At 45.2% G+C, this 18,636-nt stretch carries 9 protein-coding genes; 6 read left to right on the plus strand and 3 right to left on the minus strand.

The annotated features are described in order from the left end of the window. Positions 1-121: 121 nt before the first annotated feature. The 3 genes from H6A34_RS03070 to bamG form a co-directional block, all read right to left on the minus strand. Positions 122-2,263 carry a peptidylprolyl isomerase gene (locus tag H6A34_RS03070; RefSeq protein WP_021948611.1) on the minus strand — a complete coding sequence of 714 codons (2,142 nt, stop codon included), beginning with the start codon at positions 2,261-2,263 and terminating at the stop codon, positions 122-124. 147 nt (positions 2,264-2,410) lie between these two features. Further along, positions 2,411-3,073 carry an LPS export ABC transporter periplasmic protein LptC gene (gene lptC, locus H6A34_RS03075; RefSeq protein WP_205103384.1) on the minus strand — a complete coding sequence of 221 codons (663 nt, stop codon included), beginning with the start codon at positions 3,071-3,073 and terminating at the stop codon, positions 2,411-2,413. After that, complete coding sequence (gene bamG, locus H6A34_RS03080) at positions 3,073-4,377, minus strand: BamG family beta-barrel-assembly machinery protein (protein ID WP_021948609.1); 1,305 nt, start codon at positions 4,375-4,377, stop codon at positions 3,073-3,075. The genes lptC and bamG overlap by 1 nt, the downstream gene beginning before the upstream one ends. A 504-nt stretch (positions 4,378-4,881) precedes the next feature. Between bamG and H6A34_RS03085 the strand changes: the two genes are divergently transcribed. From H6A34_RS03085 to feoB, 6 genes are all read left to right on the plus strand, one after another. Continuing rightward, on the plus strand, positions 4,882-6,123 hold the full coding sequence (locus tag H6A34_RS03085) for an Lnb N-terminal periplasmic domain-containing protein (RefSeq protein ID WP_239480733.1): 1,242 nt from the start codon (positions 4,882-4,884) through the stop codon (positions 6,121-6,123). After that, positions 6,123-7,562, plus strand: coding sequence for an alkaline phosphatase family protein (locus H6A34_RS03090; RefSeq protein WP_021948606.1), 1,440 nt, complete (start codon positions 6,123-6,125; stop codon positions 7,560-7,562). The genes H6A34_RS03085 and H6A34_RS03090 overlap by 1 nt, the downstream gene beginning before the upstream one ends. A gap of 107 nt (positions 7,563-7,669) precedes the next feature. After that, a complete protein-coding gene (gene secA, locus H6A34_RS03095; protein ID WP_205103385.1) occupies positions 7,670-11,044 on the plus strand; it encodes a preprotein translocase subunit SecA in 3,375 nt (1,124 codons plus the stop codon). 114 nt (positions 11,045-11,158) lie between these two features. Further along, entirely contained in the window at positions 11,159-11,887 is a 729-nt protein-coding gene (locus H6A34_RS03100) for an ABC transporter ATP-binding protein (RefSeq protein ID WP_205103388.1), read from the plus strand. A 502-nt stretch (positions 11,888-12,389) separates the two neighbouring features. Further along, positions 12,390-15,872 carry an Ig-like domain-containing protein gene (locus H6A34_RS03105; RefSeq protein WP_205103389.1) on the plus strand — a complete coding sequence of 1,161 codons (3,483 nt, stop codon included), beginning with the start codon at positions 12,390-12,392 and terminating at the stop codon, positions 15,870-15,872. Positions 15,873-16,178: 306 nt separating this feature from the next. Beyond that, the gene (gene feoB, locus H6A34_RS03110) at positions 16,179-18,608 is read left to right on the plus strand and encodes a ferrous iron transport protein B (RefSeq protein ID WP_205103390.1); all 2,430 of its coding nucleotides are present in this window, start codon (positions 16,179-16,181) and stop codon (positions 18,606-18,608) included. Positions 18,609-18,636: the final 28 nt, after the last annotated feature.

Raw genomic sequence — 18,636 nt, forward strand, 5'->3', positions numbered from 1 at the left:
TTTATCGGAATTTTATTTCTTTGATTTTCATAAGGCACTTATTACCATTAAGTATATTAAACAACAAAAAAGCACGCTAGGATTTGCGTGCTTTTTTGTTGTTTAATATACTTAATTACAATTAGAAGAACATGTAACGGTTATCTTTTACATTAGCTTTAATGTAAAGCTCCTGCATGAAGTTGCCAGCATACTGCATCACTTTTTGGCGTTGACGCTGCTCATACTCCTTGGCATTGTACTTAACCGGACGTGTCTTTTTGTCTGTTACCTTGAACATATAAACACCTCCGTAACCCTTTACAGGCTGCGCACAGAACTTTCCTTTTGCGATAGCCGATACAGCACCACTAAGTGCAGGCTCGCTCATTCCGGTAGCCTGAACAAATACAGGTGCAGCAAACGTAACCTGATTTACTGTAGAGACCTTAGCACCTTTAGACTTTGCACCGTTGACATCCTTGACACCCTTAACTTGTGCCATAAGCATTTCTGCCTTCTTGTCACGAATAACCTCGCTACGTACATAATTTTTTACGTTCTCGTCATCCAAAGTGCGATAGCCTTCTTTATTTATCTTCGTAAGTACAACAACCAACAGACGGTCGTTCTCTCCACACTCATAAAGTGGAGAAACTTCATTCTCCTTAGCCTCAAACAGCCATTTCATAGCTTCACGAGTATCACTTATACCCACGAGATAATGCTCTGAATTACGAACGTCAGCACGCTCACGAACCGTAAATCCATACTTTGAAGCATTTTTCTGCATCGCCTCAAGACTCTGATTTTCGCTAACAAACTGGCTGAACTTGTTGTATGCGTCTGAATATGTATTCTTTGAGAACTCAATAGGTTTCTTTATCACTGCAGCTACGTACTTATCGGTCATAGCTCTACGGTCAGTTACCTGAAGTATTATATTTCCTTGCGCCATCTTAATATTTTTGGTCTCGTTCACTCCCAAAGTATTAAGAGACTGGATGTATGACTTGGTATCATTATCCATAGACGGCGCATTTTGATATTGTGCGGAAGTTATCCAATTCTTAGCGCCTGTCTGTCCATACTTCTTGGCAATAGTTTCAAATTCCGCCCCTCCTTGTAATGCTGTATAAATACTGTCAGCACGCTTAGCAGCCTCATCAGGCGTGGTACCCATAACTTGAATTGCTCTAAACTGTACAGAATCAGGCATTTGAGTCTTAGATATCAACCTTATTATATTCAATGTGTTATCTATCTTGTTCTCCACAGGAGTGGTTGTTGAGCCCACAGAAATAGAATCAAGTTTTGCTGCAATGTCTGACGGGAAGGCAGACTTTGTCTGCGGTATTCCCAAATAAGGAACGGTCGAGCCACTCTTTCTTATGACACCTGAAGGATCAGCCGTATCCCTAAGAGCAACCATATACTCGTTAACGGTCTTGTTCAACGCCTTACGGTCTGCCTGAGACGGTACGACCTGGTAATCAACATATTTGATTGAGCGGGTCTCCTCGTATTGCTTGAAACGCGGCTTAAGTTCATCATATTTAGCCTTAAGGTCGCTTTCCGTGATTTTTACCTTATTATCATTGATTGAAGAATAGGCAAATGAAGCCAACTGTATGTTGCTTTCCTGATTCTCGTCATTATATGCCATCTGGGCTGACACTGGATTAGAAAGCAGGCAACCAGCAAAGAGAACCTGATATTTCTGTGCAAGAAGCTGCTGACGCAATGACTTCTCAACAAATGTCCAGAAATTATAAAGATTACGGTACTGATCAGCCATCTGAGGATTTGCAGCCTGAGCCTGTTTATATTCTGCAAGGAACTGCTTTAACATGTTTGCGTCGAAGCGTCCTGTCTGCTGATTAACGAATGGTGTCTGAAGAAGCATCTGGTTTGTTCCAGCGTTAAGGACATTCTGCAACTCCTTATCTGTTACGGTCAAACCAAGTTTCTCAGCTTCATGGCTAATAATCTCAGTCTGGACAAAAGTATTCCAAACTACGTCCTTTACCTGGTTAAGCTCCTCATCGGTGAGATTGTCACGTCCTTGGGTCATCCTGATAACGTTGGTATATTCATCAACGAGTTTCTGGAAGTCCTGGACATTAACTTTGTCACCTAACACCTCGCCTACTTGCGCCCTTCTTTCATTACTTGCGGCATCGCAAGACCTGAAGAACTCTTCGGCAATAAACGCAAAAAGGCCAAGTCCTATTATTACGATAAGGATTACGCCTTTGCTTCTAATTTTTCCTAATACTGCCATTATTACAATTATTTATTTCTTTTATTTATTTTCTTTTCGGGGTTGAACAATTTAGCGCACAAAATTACAAAAAAGAATATAAAAACAATTATATTTCAGTTAAAAACTTTCTTTCATGTTGATTTTAAGCGGTTTATCCAACTTTTCCTATTGTGTTTTCCTCGCAGACGGAGTTGTAGGTAAACGCTTTTTCGCCTTAACGGTATCAGGCGCCGTCAATATAGAGTCGCCTTCGCTCTCGCCCATTCCTCCCTTAACGAACGAACCTTTGGAGTTTGTGACCGTATAACGCGTCATCCGTTCGTCGCTACGAAAGTATGTACCCTCCATTTCCCTCTCCGGAGTAATGAGTTTTGAATACTTAAAACTATAAAGCTCATGCTTATTCTGGTCCCAGAACAACTCTTCACTTGAGAATCTTAATCCGTCGACAGTCCTTACCCTAACCCGTCCACGCAATTCCCACAACTTCTGCTGATCATAATAATAAGCCGTGTCACTTTGTATATAAGCCTCAACGTGAAACTTAGGGTCAAACTGTTCCAAAAAGAGTCCTTTTTCGAAAATCCAACGTGAAGGATTGCGAACCTGGTTAACTTCCCAACACTCAGCAACAATACGGTATTTCATCATTCCTGAATCGGACACAAGCGTGTTCACGCCGTATGACGTCATCATTGCCACCGAATCTCTCGGATTAACAGCAGGAGCCGTATGTTCACGCCTCTCCTCGCATGCCATCATCAGAGACACGCCACAAACTAACAATACAGGAGTCAGTTTCACTGCCAGTTTTGGGAAAAATGACATCAATCGACTTTCCATTTCATGAACCACCGTTCGTTGAACGTAATGCCGATATTTATGCGGAACGTGTTTTCAGTAAGCAATCCGTTTGCGGCCGAGTGAACCCATTGCCCGGAGATATTCAGCACAGACCGGTTGTTATAGGCGTTCACTATTGGAATGCCGAAACCTATGCTCGCGCTGATTTCATCTGGACCGTCAAGACCGTTGATCTTATAATATGAAGTAGCGTAAGAAACTCCGGCACGGAAACGGATTCGGTCAAAGAACCTACGACTCATCTCGTCGTTGCAGAACTCTCCACCGACCGTCACTTTATAACGGTCTTTATAATAATCGTCAGTCAGCTCATACCTCGGTTCGTCATTCACGACACGATAAACCGGATATTGCAGAGAGCCCCACTGCTGGTATGAGAAATCAGCGCCCAACTTAAGCTTGTTAGCATGATTCCACATCACGCCGGCACCGAATGATGTCGGAATCTCAAGACCATTGTTTACCGTGAATGAAGCAGTATCGGCCACAGCCGTCATCGTGTTTGTCGATATGATGTTACATGTCGGGTCCGTGCCAAGTTTGTGCCCGAGCCCGTAAGTCAGTCCTATAGCCAAAGCGTTTTTCTTGTCAAGGGCAAGCTGGTATTGCAGTCCTACATCAAGCTTGTAGCTCTTTACCGAGGCCGTATAATACTTTGACAGGGTATTTATCGAGCCGTCACTGTAACTGTTGATCACGGAACGGTCAATGTCGCCCCACAGATATGAGATATTGGCTCCGACAGACAAGCCTTTCAAAAATTCCCATCCAGCGCCGAAATACACTTGATGTATACCGCCGCTTCCACTGTAAGTGTTTGTGTATGCCACATCCCTGTCGTCATTAAGATAATCGGTTATTGCATAGTTATAACCCACATTGGTGAAAGGAACGATACCGAAACTTACTCCTACGTGTTTGAATGCACGGAAAGCTGCGACTGCATACTCGAAATCGGCGTTGTTCGCATTGATCTTATGGCCGTTCTCGTTAAAATTTGTGATTTGTCCAGACAAGCCGGCATCAAAGATAAACGTCAACGAGTCAAGCGCCGAATATGAAGCGGGGTTTATGTAATTCACCTGGTTATGTTCCCTGAAAGCCAATCCCAGACCATTCATTCCTCTGTTAAAACCGCTCGACTGCTCGTTAAGCAAGCCGAGTCCGTATTGGCTATAAGGCGAATTAGTGCCACTTTGGGCCACCGCCGGAGTGATACAGACTGACGCTAAAATGCCTGCGCCTAATACTTTTTTATAAAAACCCATCTTTTTTCTTATAATCTGTTATGCCCCAAAGGACGACAAAATCGCCTGCAAAGTTGGGGATTTTTTATGAAAATACCAAATCAATATGCGCCCTGGCAGTTAAATAAACCAAAAGTTAAGGATATTTTTCAAATACCCTACCCTACGCTCCTTTATCCAGGAGTGTGGAATGATTTATTTGCCTAAAAGGCATTTCCGGCACTCATTCCGGCATTATATACGTACTTAATGGCAGCCTATAGACAAATCTCCTGATAAAAGGAGGCCTTCTGCTGTGCAAAAGATGGCCTTCGACCGTGCAAAAGGTGCTTTTTCGGAACATAAAAGGCCACATTTTAAAACTTCAGTAACAAACATCTGTTTTCCAGACAGTTACGGCATTATAAATAAACAAATGTATCGCATCCTGCAACATTTCGTCTAAATGCATGCCATCGTACTTTACGAGCGATTGGTTTACGGCTTGCAAAATTATTGAAAATTTTTGGAATAAACGTACGCAAAATGAGAAATATAAGCTATTTTTGCACCGTGAAATGCTCAAGATACATTCCAATAGCAGTCATTGCGTGCTCTATAATGCTGATATTCAGCAATATACGGGCGTACGCACAAGAAAAGCAATCATTTGCAGACACTGATTCTGTAAGGATAAGCCTGCTAACCTGCGCACCAGGTACTGAAGTTTACAGCCTTTACGGACATACAGCCGTTAGATATACGGATTATGGCAAAAATATAGACGTTGCCATAAACTATGGCGTATTTTCGTTCAACAAGCCGTTTTTCGTATTGAGATTCATCTTCGGTATAACCGACTACGAGATGGGAATAGTGCCTTTCGATTATTTCTGTGACGAATACAGGTCGGAAGGAAGATGGGTGTACCAGCAGGAACTGAACCTTACAAACGAAGAGAAAGCCGAAATGCGCAGGGCATTTGACAATAATTTCCTTCCCGAAAACAGGACGTACAGGTATAATTACTTCTACGACAACTGTACTACACGCCCGCGCGATATAATTATTGACAATATAAAAGGGGCAGTTGTATTTCCTGACGCAAAAGAAGAGTATCCTTCATACCGCGAGTTAGTACACTCGATGAACGGGAACGCCCCATGGGCCCGTTTCGGCAACGACCTCCTGCTCGGCGTAAAGTCTGACAAAAAGACAGACCTGCAGGAACAACAATTCCTGCCGTTGCGGCTGATGGAAGATTTTGAGCACGCTAAAATCAAGTCTCCCGACGGCACGACAAGACCGCTTGTCATCAAGAGCTCGTACATAATACCGGCTGGCGCACAGGAACACAACAGCGGATTTCCACTTAGCCCAAGCGCATGTGCATGGATAATTTTCGCCTTAGTAATAATTATCTCGGCATTCGAGCTAATTACAAAAAGGAAATTATGGCCGTTTGACACCTTATTATTAATATTAGACGGCTGCGTGGGAATAATAATCTTCCTGATGTTTTTCTCGGAACACCCGACCACAAGCACAAACTTGCAAATCCTCCTGTTCAATCCATTGCCTCTATTCTTTGCCTACGGCATTGCAAAACGGGCTATAAAGAAACGCTATGAGCCATTATGGAAATATGCGGCATGCATGCTGGTAATGTTCCTTATCGGAGGATTTTTCCAAAGCTATGCCGAAGGAATGTACATCTTGGCATTATCTTTGCTGATAAGATGTGTATGGAATATTGTTTACCAAAATAGATTTTTACCCGGGAAGTGATGATAAACAAATATATAACAGCCACAATCCTGGCCGTAGTTTCAAGCAGTCTGGCTGAAGCCCAGATATCAAGGCCCGTGCCGCGACTTGTCGTCAACATAACAATAGACCAGTTGCGCACAGACTATATTGAGGCTTTCATGCCTTCATACGGCAGCAATGGCTTTAAAAAGTTGTTCCAAAACGGCGTTGTATATTACAATGCCCAATATACATTCGCCCCTGTCGACCGTGCATCATCCATAGCGTCGATTGCTACAGGCACGTCACCGTCGCACAACGGCATTACAGGATTTAAGTGGCTTGACAAAAATTCACTCATACCGGTCAACTGTGTTGACGACAACGAGTATGATGGGATATTCACAAAGGAAAAATCCTCTCCAAAGAACATCGCGACGACTACTATCACCGACGAACTCAAGATAGCTACTGACGGTGATGGTAAGGTGTTCAGCATTGCCATGGACCGCGATGCGGCCATCATTGGCGGCGGCCATGCGGCAGACGGCGCAATATGGTTCAACAAGGACAATATGTGCTGGTGCTCGTCGACATACTACTATAAAAAAGCTCCAAGCTGGCTCGAATCATACAACTTGTTGTACGTCAACTCATTTACAAATGACAACATCAACGCAAACATAACAAATGTAGCCCTGCAGTGCATCGATTCAAACGGCATGGGAGCAGACAACGTGCCTGACATGCTGTCACTGACATACGATGCGCAGGTACCTATAGAAAAGGACGTCCTCAACAAGCAACAACTGCAATATAAATATATCCAACTGGACAAGGAACTTGAAAAGCTCACTACAAAAATAGAGAACAAGCTTGGCAAGCATAATGTACTTTTCATCGTTACCAGCACCGGATATTGTAACGAGAAAGAGGTAGACTACGCAAAATACAGAATACCGAGCGGAACATTCTACATGGACCGTACGGCAAATCTTCTTAACGTTTATCTCGGAGCCATTTATGGGCAAGACAAATACGTAGAGAACTGTTTTTACAACCAGATATTCTTTAATATAAGGCAAATTGAGCTGAAACGAATCAACCTCAGTGAGCTGCTTAGCCGTGCACAGACATTCATTATGCAGCTGTCTGGCGTAAGCAACGTATTCACCAGCAAAAACCTGCTTCTGTCTTCAGGTGACAATGGCTCAAGACTTAGAAACTGGTACAACCCTAATAATTGCGGAGACATAATCATCGAAGTTTCCCCAGGATGGAAACTTCTGAACGAAGAGAATTTCCAACAATACTTATCAAAGGAAAGCACAATGCCCTTTCCGCTTATATTCTACGGTACGGGCTTTGTCGCGAAAGAAATAACCACACCCATCACTATCGACAGGGTTGCACCAACGATAGCTAAATCAATCCGCATAAGGGCGCCAAACGCATGCACGGCCGCGCCTTTATATTAACATATCATCAAACAACAGAATTAGGAAACAACGTGCGGAATGAACGGCAGAACCGGTAATTTCTGCATAAATATATCACAATCAAGAAGAAAAGAAATTAAGATAAAATGGGATTTAATAGTTTTTTAAAGTCACTTTTCGGTGACAAATCCGCAAGAGACATGAAGCAGATACAGCCTATAGTCGAACAGATCAAGGCTGAATATCCTGCAATAAAGGCTCTCGACAACGACGCCCTGCGTGCAAAGACTAAAGAAATACAAAAATACGTACAGGACTCAGCTGCCGAACAGAAGAAAAAGATTGAAGAACTAAAGGCACAAATCGAGGATATACCTATAGACGAAAGAGAAGGCCTGTTCAACCAGATAGACAAATTGGAGAACGAGGTTCTCGAAATATACGAGAAAGCACTCAATGATGTCTTGCCCGTAGCTTTCAGCATAATGAAAGACACGGCACGCCGCTTTGCGGAGAATGATGAAGTTATCGTTACTGCCAACGACTTTGACCGAGAATTGGCTACAACAAAAGACTTTGTCCGAATTGAAGACGATAAGGCTATCTATAGTAACCATTGGATGGCCGGCGGCAACGACATGAAGTGGGACATGGTGCACTATGACGTCCAGTTATTTGGCGGAGTAGTACTTCATCAAGGTAAGATTGCCGAGATGGCCACCGGTGAAGGTAAAACATTAGTAGCGACATTGCCGGTATTCCTCAATGCACTCACAGGCAACGGTGTTCATGTTGTCACCGTGAACGACTACCTTGCTAAACGTGACTCTGAATGGATGGGACCATTATATGAATTCAACGGCTTGTCAGTTGACTGCATAGACAAACACCGTCCGAACACCCCGCAAAGAAGAAAGGCATACCAGGCGGATATCACATTCGGAACAAACAACGAGTTCGGATTTGACTACCTGCGTGACAACATGGCGATATCTCCAGCCGACCTTGTGCAAAGAAAACATAATTATGCCATAGTCGACGAGGTTGACTCTGTGCTCATAGACGACGCACGTACACCACTCATTATATCTGGTCCGGTTCCTAATGGTGACGACCAGATGTTCGAAGAGTATCAACCGCTTGTTGAACGGCTTGTTGACGTACAACGCAAACTGGCTACACAATACCTTGCCGACGCTAAACAGAAGATAACAGAAGGCCGCGAGAAAAACGACCAGAAGTTACAGGACGAAGGCTTCCTTAGCTTATATCGCTCACACAAGGCTCTTCCTAAAAACAAGCCACTCATAAAATACCTTTCAGAAGAAGGTATAAAGGCAGGCATGTTGAAAACTGAAGAGTATTACATGGAGAACAACAACCGCAAAATGCCCGAGGCTGTAGAGCCTCTGTATTTCGTTGTTGACGAAAAACTTAACTCCGTAGACTTAACAGACAAGGGCACCGACTGGCTTGCGAAACAAGTCAACGACAAAGACTTGTTCGTCTTGCCGGACATAACCACACAATTATCGGCTCTTGAAAACGAGAAAGATCTTGACGACCAGCAGCGCCTTGACAAAAAAGACCAACTGCTCAATCACTATGCCGTACAAAGCGAAAGGGTGCATACATTGCAACAATTGCTAAAGGCGTACACTATGTTTAACAAGGACGACGAGTATGTAGTCATGGACGGTGAGGTAAAAATCGTCGATGAACAGACCGGTCGTATCATGGAAGGACGCCAATGGAGTGACGGTTTGCACCAGGCAATAGAAGCCAAAGAGCACGTAAAAGTGAAGGAGGCTACGCAGACTTTCGCCACTATCACCCTGCAAAACTACTTCCGTATGTACCATAAGCTGTCAGGTATGACAGGTACTGCCATCACTGAAGCAGGCGAATTCTGGGACATATACAAGCTTGACGTGGTTGAAATTCCAACCAACAAGCCTGTAATACGTAACGACATGGACGACCGCGTGTACAAGACAGCACGTGAGAAGTACAATGCAGTAATCGAGGAAATTGAAGCAATGCGCAACTCTGGACGTCCTTGTCTTGTAGGTACCACGTCCGTGGAAATATCTGAATTACTGAGCAAAATGCTCCAGATGCGCCATATACCGCATAATGTCCTTAACGCCAAGCTCCACCAGAAAGAAGCTAATATCGTAGCTGAGGCTGGTCAAAGTACACTCGGCAAGGTAACCATCACTGACCCAGACGGAACCACCCATACCGAGGAACGTCTGCTTGGAGCCGTAACCATAGCTACCAACATGGCCGGTCGTGGTACTGACATCAAGCTGTCACCAGAGGTTAAGGCCGCTGGTGGTCTTGCTATTATAGGTACTGAACGTCATGAAAGCCGCCGTGTGGACCGACAGTTGCGCGGACGTGCCGGTAGACAAGGCGACCCTGGAAGCTCAGTCTTCTATGTAAGCCTTGAAGATAAGCTTATGCGCCTGTTCGCAAGCGAGCGCATTGCCAGGGTTATGGACCGTCTCGGATTTAAGGACGGCGAACGTATCGAAAGCCCGATGATTACAAAAAATATCGAGAGGGCACAAAAGAAAGTGGAAGAAAACAACTTTGGTATCCGAAAACGCCTGCTCGAATATGACGATGTCATGAACAAACAGCGTACCGTTGTATACGAAAAACGCCGTCACGCACTTATGGGCGAGCGCATTGGCATGGATATCACGAATATAATCTGGGACCGTGTGGTCGAAATTATCGACAAGAATGATTACGAAGGATGCAAGGACGAGTTCTTGAAAGTGCTTGCAATGGAATGCCCGTTTACTTTCGAAGAGTTCACAAATGAGGACCATAACACATTGGCTGAAAAGGCGTTCCAGATGTCAATGGCCGACTTCAAACGCAAAACCGACCGCATTCAGTCTGTGGGATGGCCCGTCATTAAGGAAGTATATGAGAATCAAGGCGACCGCTACGAACGTATCATGGTGCCGATAACCGACGGAAAACGAATATATAACATCCCATGTAATCTGAAAGAGGCTTACGACACTGAATGTAAAAGCGTTGTAAAACAATTCGAGAAGGCCATCCTACTCAACACCATTGACGATTGTTGGAAGGAGAACCTACGTGCTCTTGACGAACTGCGCCATAGCGTACAAAACGCTTCATACGAGCAAAAAGACCCATTGGTAATCTTCAAGCTCGAAAGTGTCAAACTGTTCGATGATATGGTTAACCAGATGAATAATCGAATAGTAGGCGTGCTGATGAGAGCCCAAATACCGGAAATACAACGTGAGGAGGTTCGCGAGGCCGCTCCGGAGCAGAGAAGCCAGAGATACACAGAACAAAAAGCAGATCTCGACAATCCGGCACAGCGTGCCGCAGCAAACCAGGATACTCGACAGAATGCAGAGGTAAGGAGGCAACCCATCCGCAAGGATAAGTTGCCGGGACGCAATGATCCATGCCCATGCGGAAGTGGTAAAAAGTTCAAGAACTGCCATGGCAGAGGACTTGTATAACAACCATACATAAACACGACCAAGAGCCAGGAAAAAATGCATTGGCGTACAACCACGTCGGCAATAGTTTTCTTGGCTCTTGTTTTTATCCAACAATCCCATAAACCGAAAAATATGAAAATCGACATAAACGGCCTGAAAAAGGCATTTGGAGATAAAACAGCCGTAGATATACCAACCTTTACCGTCTACGACGGCGAAATCCTCGGTCTTGTAGGCAACAACGGGGCTGGCAAGACCACACTGTTCCGCCTGCTGCTCGACCTGATAAAGGCCGACGGCGGAACGGTAACAATGACCATAAACAACGATGACGGAACGCAGGTGACCATCAACCCCTCAGAATCGGAAAATTGGAAACCCGTCACTGGGGCTTATATCGACGAGGGATTCCTCATCGACTTCCTCACGCCCGAGGAATATTTCAGGTTCATCGGCAAGGTCAACGGCCTTACCGACAACGAAACCGACAGCCGCGTAGCCTCCTTCGAACACTTCATGAATGGTGAGGTACTCGGACAAAAGAAACTGATACGCAACTATTCAGCTGGCAACAAGCAAAAAATAGGGATAATATCGGCATTCATCAACAACCCACAACTGCTCGTACTCGACGAACCCTTCAACTTCCTTGACCCCACAAGCCAGAACATACTGATGCACCTTATCAAGGACTACAATGCCAAGACTGGCGCAACAATACTGATAAGCAGCCATAACCTGACACATACAGTTGAAATATCAACACGCATAGCGCTGCTCGAAAGCGGCTTGATAATCAACGACCTGCCCAACACAGAGGGCAGTGCAGCCAAAGTACTTGAAGACTATTTCAACCGTTGACACCCGACACAAAGCCCGCCGACTGAAATCCGAAATGCAGACAACTGTAGGTACCTTGAGATATTTGTAACCTACTCATTTAATCATAACTAATCACAAAGACTACTCTGTGTATGCGGTTAAGCTGATTCTATACAACAGAACAGCGGATAAACATTAAATATACGGCAAATCACGTTGCAAAAGGCCCTATTTCGCATGCTAAAATGCCACCTTTTGCAACGTGATTTGCCGTATATTGTTAAACAGCTGACCACCAGACAATTACAGAGATATCTGTTTACGCAGTACATCTGACTCCTTAATATTTACCCACAAATGACATGAATAACATCGACAAAACCCTGTTTTTGAAAGTAAAACACACAGAAAGTCAGACTAAATATAAAAATTTTAATTAAAAACAGCGACAAAAAAAGTAATTTATTGTAAATAAAATATTATCTTTGCAAAAAACAAATCAATGTTTTTCTTTATTATTAACTTAATAAAATTAATGCGTATGAAAAGTATTACAAGATGTATTGCTTTGTTGTCATTGGCATTTGCCACTGTGTCCGCAACAACGATCACGGCACAAGAAAACAAAGTAAAGAGTCCCATTTTACAAAAATTAACGGGTGGGGGTAAACCTGTAGCCTTTGCCGCTCCACGGTCGGCAAAACCACTTGTTCCGGTGTTCGGAGCTGACAAATTCCGTGATGCACGATACATTGCGCCTCGAAATGAGTCCATAGACCCGTCGGTCACAATCGGTCCGACTACAAGTTGGGGCGTTATCAATGGTCCGGACAATTCTGAATGGTTGTTCAAGCAGTCGAACACCATTGAGGGATTTTCGAATATCAGGACATCGGAGATAACGATTTACAATAATGATTATCAAGAGGTTGGCACGTTTACAATCAACATTCCCGCGGAAAGAAGAGTGAACGACATACAGGTGTTCGGTACGGTTACCAACAGGTTTTTCGATCTTGACGCCAACACATATGAGCTTACGGTATATCTCCATGAGATAGGAGCAGACTACTCACAAATAGGAACGATTGATGTATATTCGATAACTGACGGTACGCTCGTAACGTCATATTCAGCCTCAAACGCCCTTTACTACAGCACTACAGAGAATTTCACCACCTACCAGCGTTACATTTTCGTCAATGAAGAACTACAAGACGACGGTTACTATCTCAACGCAAGCGTGTACGCCCCGGCATCTTACGCCTCAGACAAACCCGTGCTTGAGCATACGTTCAAGATTCCGTCTGACAATCTTCAATACAGTGACGGTCCTTACCTTAATTATTACAACATCGACGGCGAGCCTTACTTCGTTGTTTCGCAATACGAGAAGCCTTACGTATCGGACTACGACGAAAACTGGAATCCTATCGCCACCGAAGACAACAATTACCTCATAACCGTATATGACAGGAAGTTCGACCAGGTAAGCCAGCTGAAGCTGCCCGTTGAACAGCAGGACGGTGCACTGTACACATTCTACACGTTCGGCTTCTTCTCGTATAACGACCTTTGCCGCGGCGACTATACCGGCGACGACCAGTTCAATTTCATCGTTACACGTTACGATTACACGGTAGGCAACGATGAAGACTACAAATACGACATTCTTGTTTATGATGAATCGGGCAAACTCGTCAACACCATCGGTTCAGACCTTACCACATGGATGCAGCTCAGCGACATAGATGGTCAGCCCAGGCAGTACGCACTCGTTCATATCGACGAACCAAGCGAGTCAATACAAATGGTCAACGTGCCGAGTTGTGAAACAGTAGTCACATTCCCAGGCGTACTCAACGGTGACCTGCTGTCAACCAATCTCGACCGCTATCCGAAGGGTGACAGCTATCAGTATGTCATTGCTCTCGGCAACGGATACGACGACGGCAACGGCAATACGATTACGAAGATTGGCTGGTACAACCCCGATCTCACGCTCGACCACTTCGCAAACATCAATCTTGGCAGCAACGGAATCTTCGCCCAGCACTATTTCGTGACAGGTTCACTCAACCCCTATCTGTTCAACACTGACGACCAGCATGAATACATATTGATAGGAACATTTGAGAATGCTGCCGGCTCCAACGACAACATACTCTGCATAGCTAACGACAATGGCGAACTGAAATACCAGTTTGCAGGCGACGACACTAAGGGTGCCTACAATTTCGGCTATCTGAGCGGGGCTACAACTGACAATCCGAAACTGCTTGTAGGATTCATGAACGACGAGAGCGAGTTCACGCTTGATGCATACAACCTGCCGTTCAGCATGTTTGCCGGCGGAAGTGGCCAAGAAGATGACCCGTATATCATCGAAACCCCGGGCGACCTTAACCAAATGCGTAAATCACCTTCGGCATATTACGCACTGGCCAACGACCTCGATATGAGTAAATTCTACGGAAAATTCAAGCCGGTAGACGCTTTTAGCGGAGGATTTGACGGCCGTGGCAACTCTATTGACAATCTTGTCATTGACGGAAGCCAGTCAAGCACCGGTATGTTCGGAAACGCTACGGAATGCGGCGAAATAAAGAACGTAACGTTCAACAGTCCCGTAATAGATGTAGAGTCAAACAGTTTCTATGCAGGAGTTGTAGCCGGTATGCTGTCGGGTGAAGCTGCTGCGATAAGCAACGTACAAGTAAACAACGCCTTGATCACAGGCGACGAGACATACTCAGGCTACATTGGCGGCCTCGTGGGTCAAATAACCAGCAATTCTTCAGTGTCGCTGTGTAAAGTCAATAATATTACTATAAACGCTCCCGAAGCAAAAGGCGTAGGCGGCCTTGCTGGTGATTCGCGTACAGGCACGTCGTTTACTGCTTCGTCTGCAAGCGGAAGCATAACCGCAGCCAGCAATATTGGAGGTATCGTCGGATCTGCCGGTAACGACGTTACGGTAACCAACTGCCATGCTGACATGACCCTTAAGGGCAAAAACACGATAGGCGGTATTGCAGGTGAATCGTCAAGAGGCCTGATAAGCAATAACTACAGCCGAGGCAGCATAACAGCGACTGAGGCTGACCGATGGAGCGGTAACTATAACGTAGGCGGAATAATAGGCGACCTGAAAACCGACTGGAGCGGCTCAACGACTATTGTTGCGACCGGCAACCTTGCCGCAATAGAGTCTGTAACCCTTCCCGAGAATGCGGAGGCAAAGGCCGTACACCGTATCGTAGGCCGCAGCATTGCCGACGAAGAGTGGATGGAAGGCGAGGAACCGCGCACGGAAGTAGGTCTGGCCAACAACTATGCAATAGTAGAAATGACGATAAACGGCACTACGACGACATCACAGGACGCTACCACTGTTGAAGGCGCAGATGTTGCAGGTGCCGATCTGAGCGACGACTTCTTTAAAGAAACGCTCGGCTTTGCATACGGCACTACTGCCGAAGAGCCTTGGAAGGCAACGGAAACAGCGTTCCCGATACTGTTCTTCGAAAACGTGGCAACAGACATAACACTTGACAAGACTACGGCCGAGATGGTTGCGGATGACGAGATTAGTCTCACTGCCACCGTTGAGGGCTCGTCAGCCGAGAGGGTCGAGTTCACCTCGAGCAACCCAGCTGTAGCACAAATAGTATCTGTTGAAGCTGAAGGCAACACTGCCGTTGCCGTAATACGCTGCATGGCAGAGGGAACAGCCACCATTACAGCTTCGATAGACGGACTGAGTGCCACCTGCCAGATAACAGCCACATCAACAGGTATAGAGGACGTAACGGCAACACGCGATACGGGCATACATGTAGCAGGTGGTGTCGTTACTGCTGACAACGCCGTACGTATTGAAGTGTTCGGCATTAACGGCAACAAGGTTGCTTCCGCTGGAGGCAGCCGTGCCGAGGTAGGTTCACTGCCTGCAGGTGTCTACGTTGTTGTGGCAACTGACGCAGCCGGGAAGCGTTCTACCGTAAAGGTTGTATTGAGATGACAAACAACTGTTTATAGCTGATAATACAATACATGGCCTTTTGCTTCATGAAAGGCCATGTATTACACGCTAAAATGCCGCCTTTTGTATTCCAAAAGGCGACATTTTACAATGGCAGGCATGACGTGTTACCAACACGTTGGTTTCCAACGGGGACATTCATCAGATTATATATCTATCCGTTAGCAAGCCCCGCACAGACGCAATAACAGAGTACACATCATCATTATTAGGTATTTTACGGGCTGACATATTGTAAGTCCGTATTTTTTGTTACTTTTGCATTGCACTTTAATAGAACCATAAATGAGACTATCTGAACTGAAGACTGGAGAAAAAGGCGTTATAGTAAAAGTACTGGGGCACGGCGGCTTCCGGAAACGCATTGTGGAAATGGGTTTCATACGCGGCAAAATCGTCACTGTTCTGCTCAACGCTCCACTCCAAGACCCCGTAAAATATAAGATAATGGGGTATGAGATATCATTACGGCATACTGAAGCCGCAATGATAGAAGTGATGTCTACAAACGAGGCACGACAGCTGGAAGAAGAGGAAGCACGAAAACTTGGCATGACGGAAATATCAGATAGTGTAGGCACGGAAGACGGCAACGTTACAGACGAGCAGTTGCACAGGGCAGCCATAAAAAAAAGCCATACTATAAACGTGGCCCTTGTAGGCAATCCTAACTGCGGAAAAACCTCTTTGTTCAACTTCGCCTCCGGGGCACATGAACGGGTTGGCAACTATTCCGGGGTAACAGTAGACGCGAAAGAAGGACACGCACAATTTGAAGGCTACCAATTCAACCTTGTCGATCTGCCAGGTACATACTCTCTATCGGCATACAGTCCTGAAGAACTTTATGTAAGAAAACAAATCATAGAAAACACTCCTGACGTCATCATCAACGTAATCGACGCAAGTAATATCGAACGAAACTTATACCTAACCACGCAATTGGTCGACATGAACCTCAAAATTGTAGGTGCGCTCAACATGTTCGACGAATTTGAATCACGTGGAGACAAACTCGATTATAACGTGCTGGGCGAGTTGTTCGGCATACCCTTAGTCCCAACAGTATTCAAGAGCGGACGTGGAGTTGAGGAACTGTTCAAGACTGTCATAGACATATACGAAGGCCGTCCTGTACCAGGTAAAAGCGGAATACGCCACATTCACCTGAATCACGGGAAATACATCGAGCAGTCAATAGAGGATGTTAAAAAGGAAATTCAAAAAAACGAACAGATCAGATACAAGTATTCAACCCGCTTTCTATCAATAAAGCTACTTGAAAAAGATGCAAAGGCAGAAGAGCTGGTTATGTCATTACCCAACGGACGGGAAATAATATCCACACGTGACAGCGCCGCCGAATACATCATGAAGGAAACAAAAGAAGATAGTGAGACTGCCATCATGAACGCTAAATACGGCATAATACACGGCGCATTGCATGAGGCGGGCTGCGAGGAAGGAACAAAGACCGACACATATCAGACAACACATGTCATTGACTCGATAATAACCAACAGATACATAGGCTTTCCTTTGTTCTTCCTGTTCCTATATATAATGTTCGAGGTGACGTTCACTCTCGGCCAATATCCTATGGACTGGCTCGACGCAGGAGTAGGAGCACTGGGCGACTGGATTAAATCCACACTGCCGGACGGTCCATTAAAAGCCATGCTTGCCGACGGCGTAATAGGCGGCGTCGGCTCGGTTATCGTATTCCTGCCACAAATCCTGATCCTATATGCATTCATCTCTTTCATGGAGGATTCAGGATACATGGCACGTGCAGCATTCATTATGGATAAGCTCATGCATAAAATGGGATTACATGGAAAATCATTCATTCCACTTATCATGGGTTTCGGATGCAATGTACCAGCTGTCATGGCCACACGTACCATAGAAAGCCGTCGCAGCCGACTAATCACAATACTTGTATTGCCGCTGATGAGCTGCAGCGCGCGTATGCCTATATACATAATGATAATAGGCACTTTCTTCGCCGCCAAGTACCAATCGTTAATCATGATATCACTCTATGCTGCCGGCATACTGTTAGCTGTGCTTATGAGCCGCATATTCAGCCGTTGGCTCGTGAAAGGAGACGACACCCCGTTTGTCATGGAACTACCCCCCTACCGCTTCCCTACGGCCAAGGCTATGGCACGCCACACATGGGAGAAGGGGCGACAATACCTAAAAAAAATGGGAGGCATAATCCTCGTGGCAAGCATAATTGTATGGGCGTTAGGATATTTCCCCCATAATGACAGTCTCCCGCCACAGGCCCAACAAGAACAAAGCTACATTGGACACATCGGCAAGGCAATAGAACCTGTATTCCGCCCACAAGGATTTGACTGGAAACTTGACGTAAGCCTCATTGCAGGAGTCGGAGCAAAAGAGATAGTAGCATCAACAATGGGAGTGCTTTATGCCGATGATGAAACCGTAGCCGATGAGACAGCAGACAACACAAAAAAATACGAACTGTTAAGACAAAAAATGACAGCGGACGGAATAACGCCACTTATCGCCTTTGCCTATCTTCTGTTCGTCCTAATCTATTTCCCATGCATAGCGACAATAGCAGCCGTCAAGGGTGAGACCGGCAGTTGGCGTTGGGCTGCATTCGCTGCAATATATACCACGGCGTTAGCCTGGGTTGTATCAGCCTGTGTTTACCAAATAGGTTGCCTCTTGTCGTAGTGAAATAATCAGGACTAACCGATAACAC

Source organism: Marseilla massiliensis (assembly GCF_016899855.1).
Classification (GTDB): Bacteria; Bacteroidota; Bacteroidia; order Bacteroidales; family Bacteroidaceae; genus Prevotella.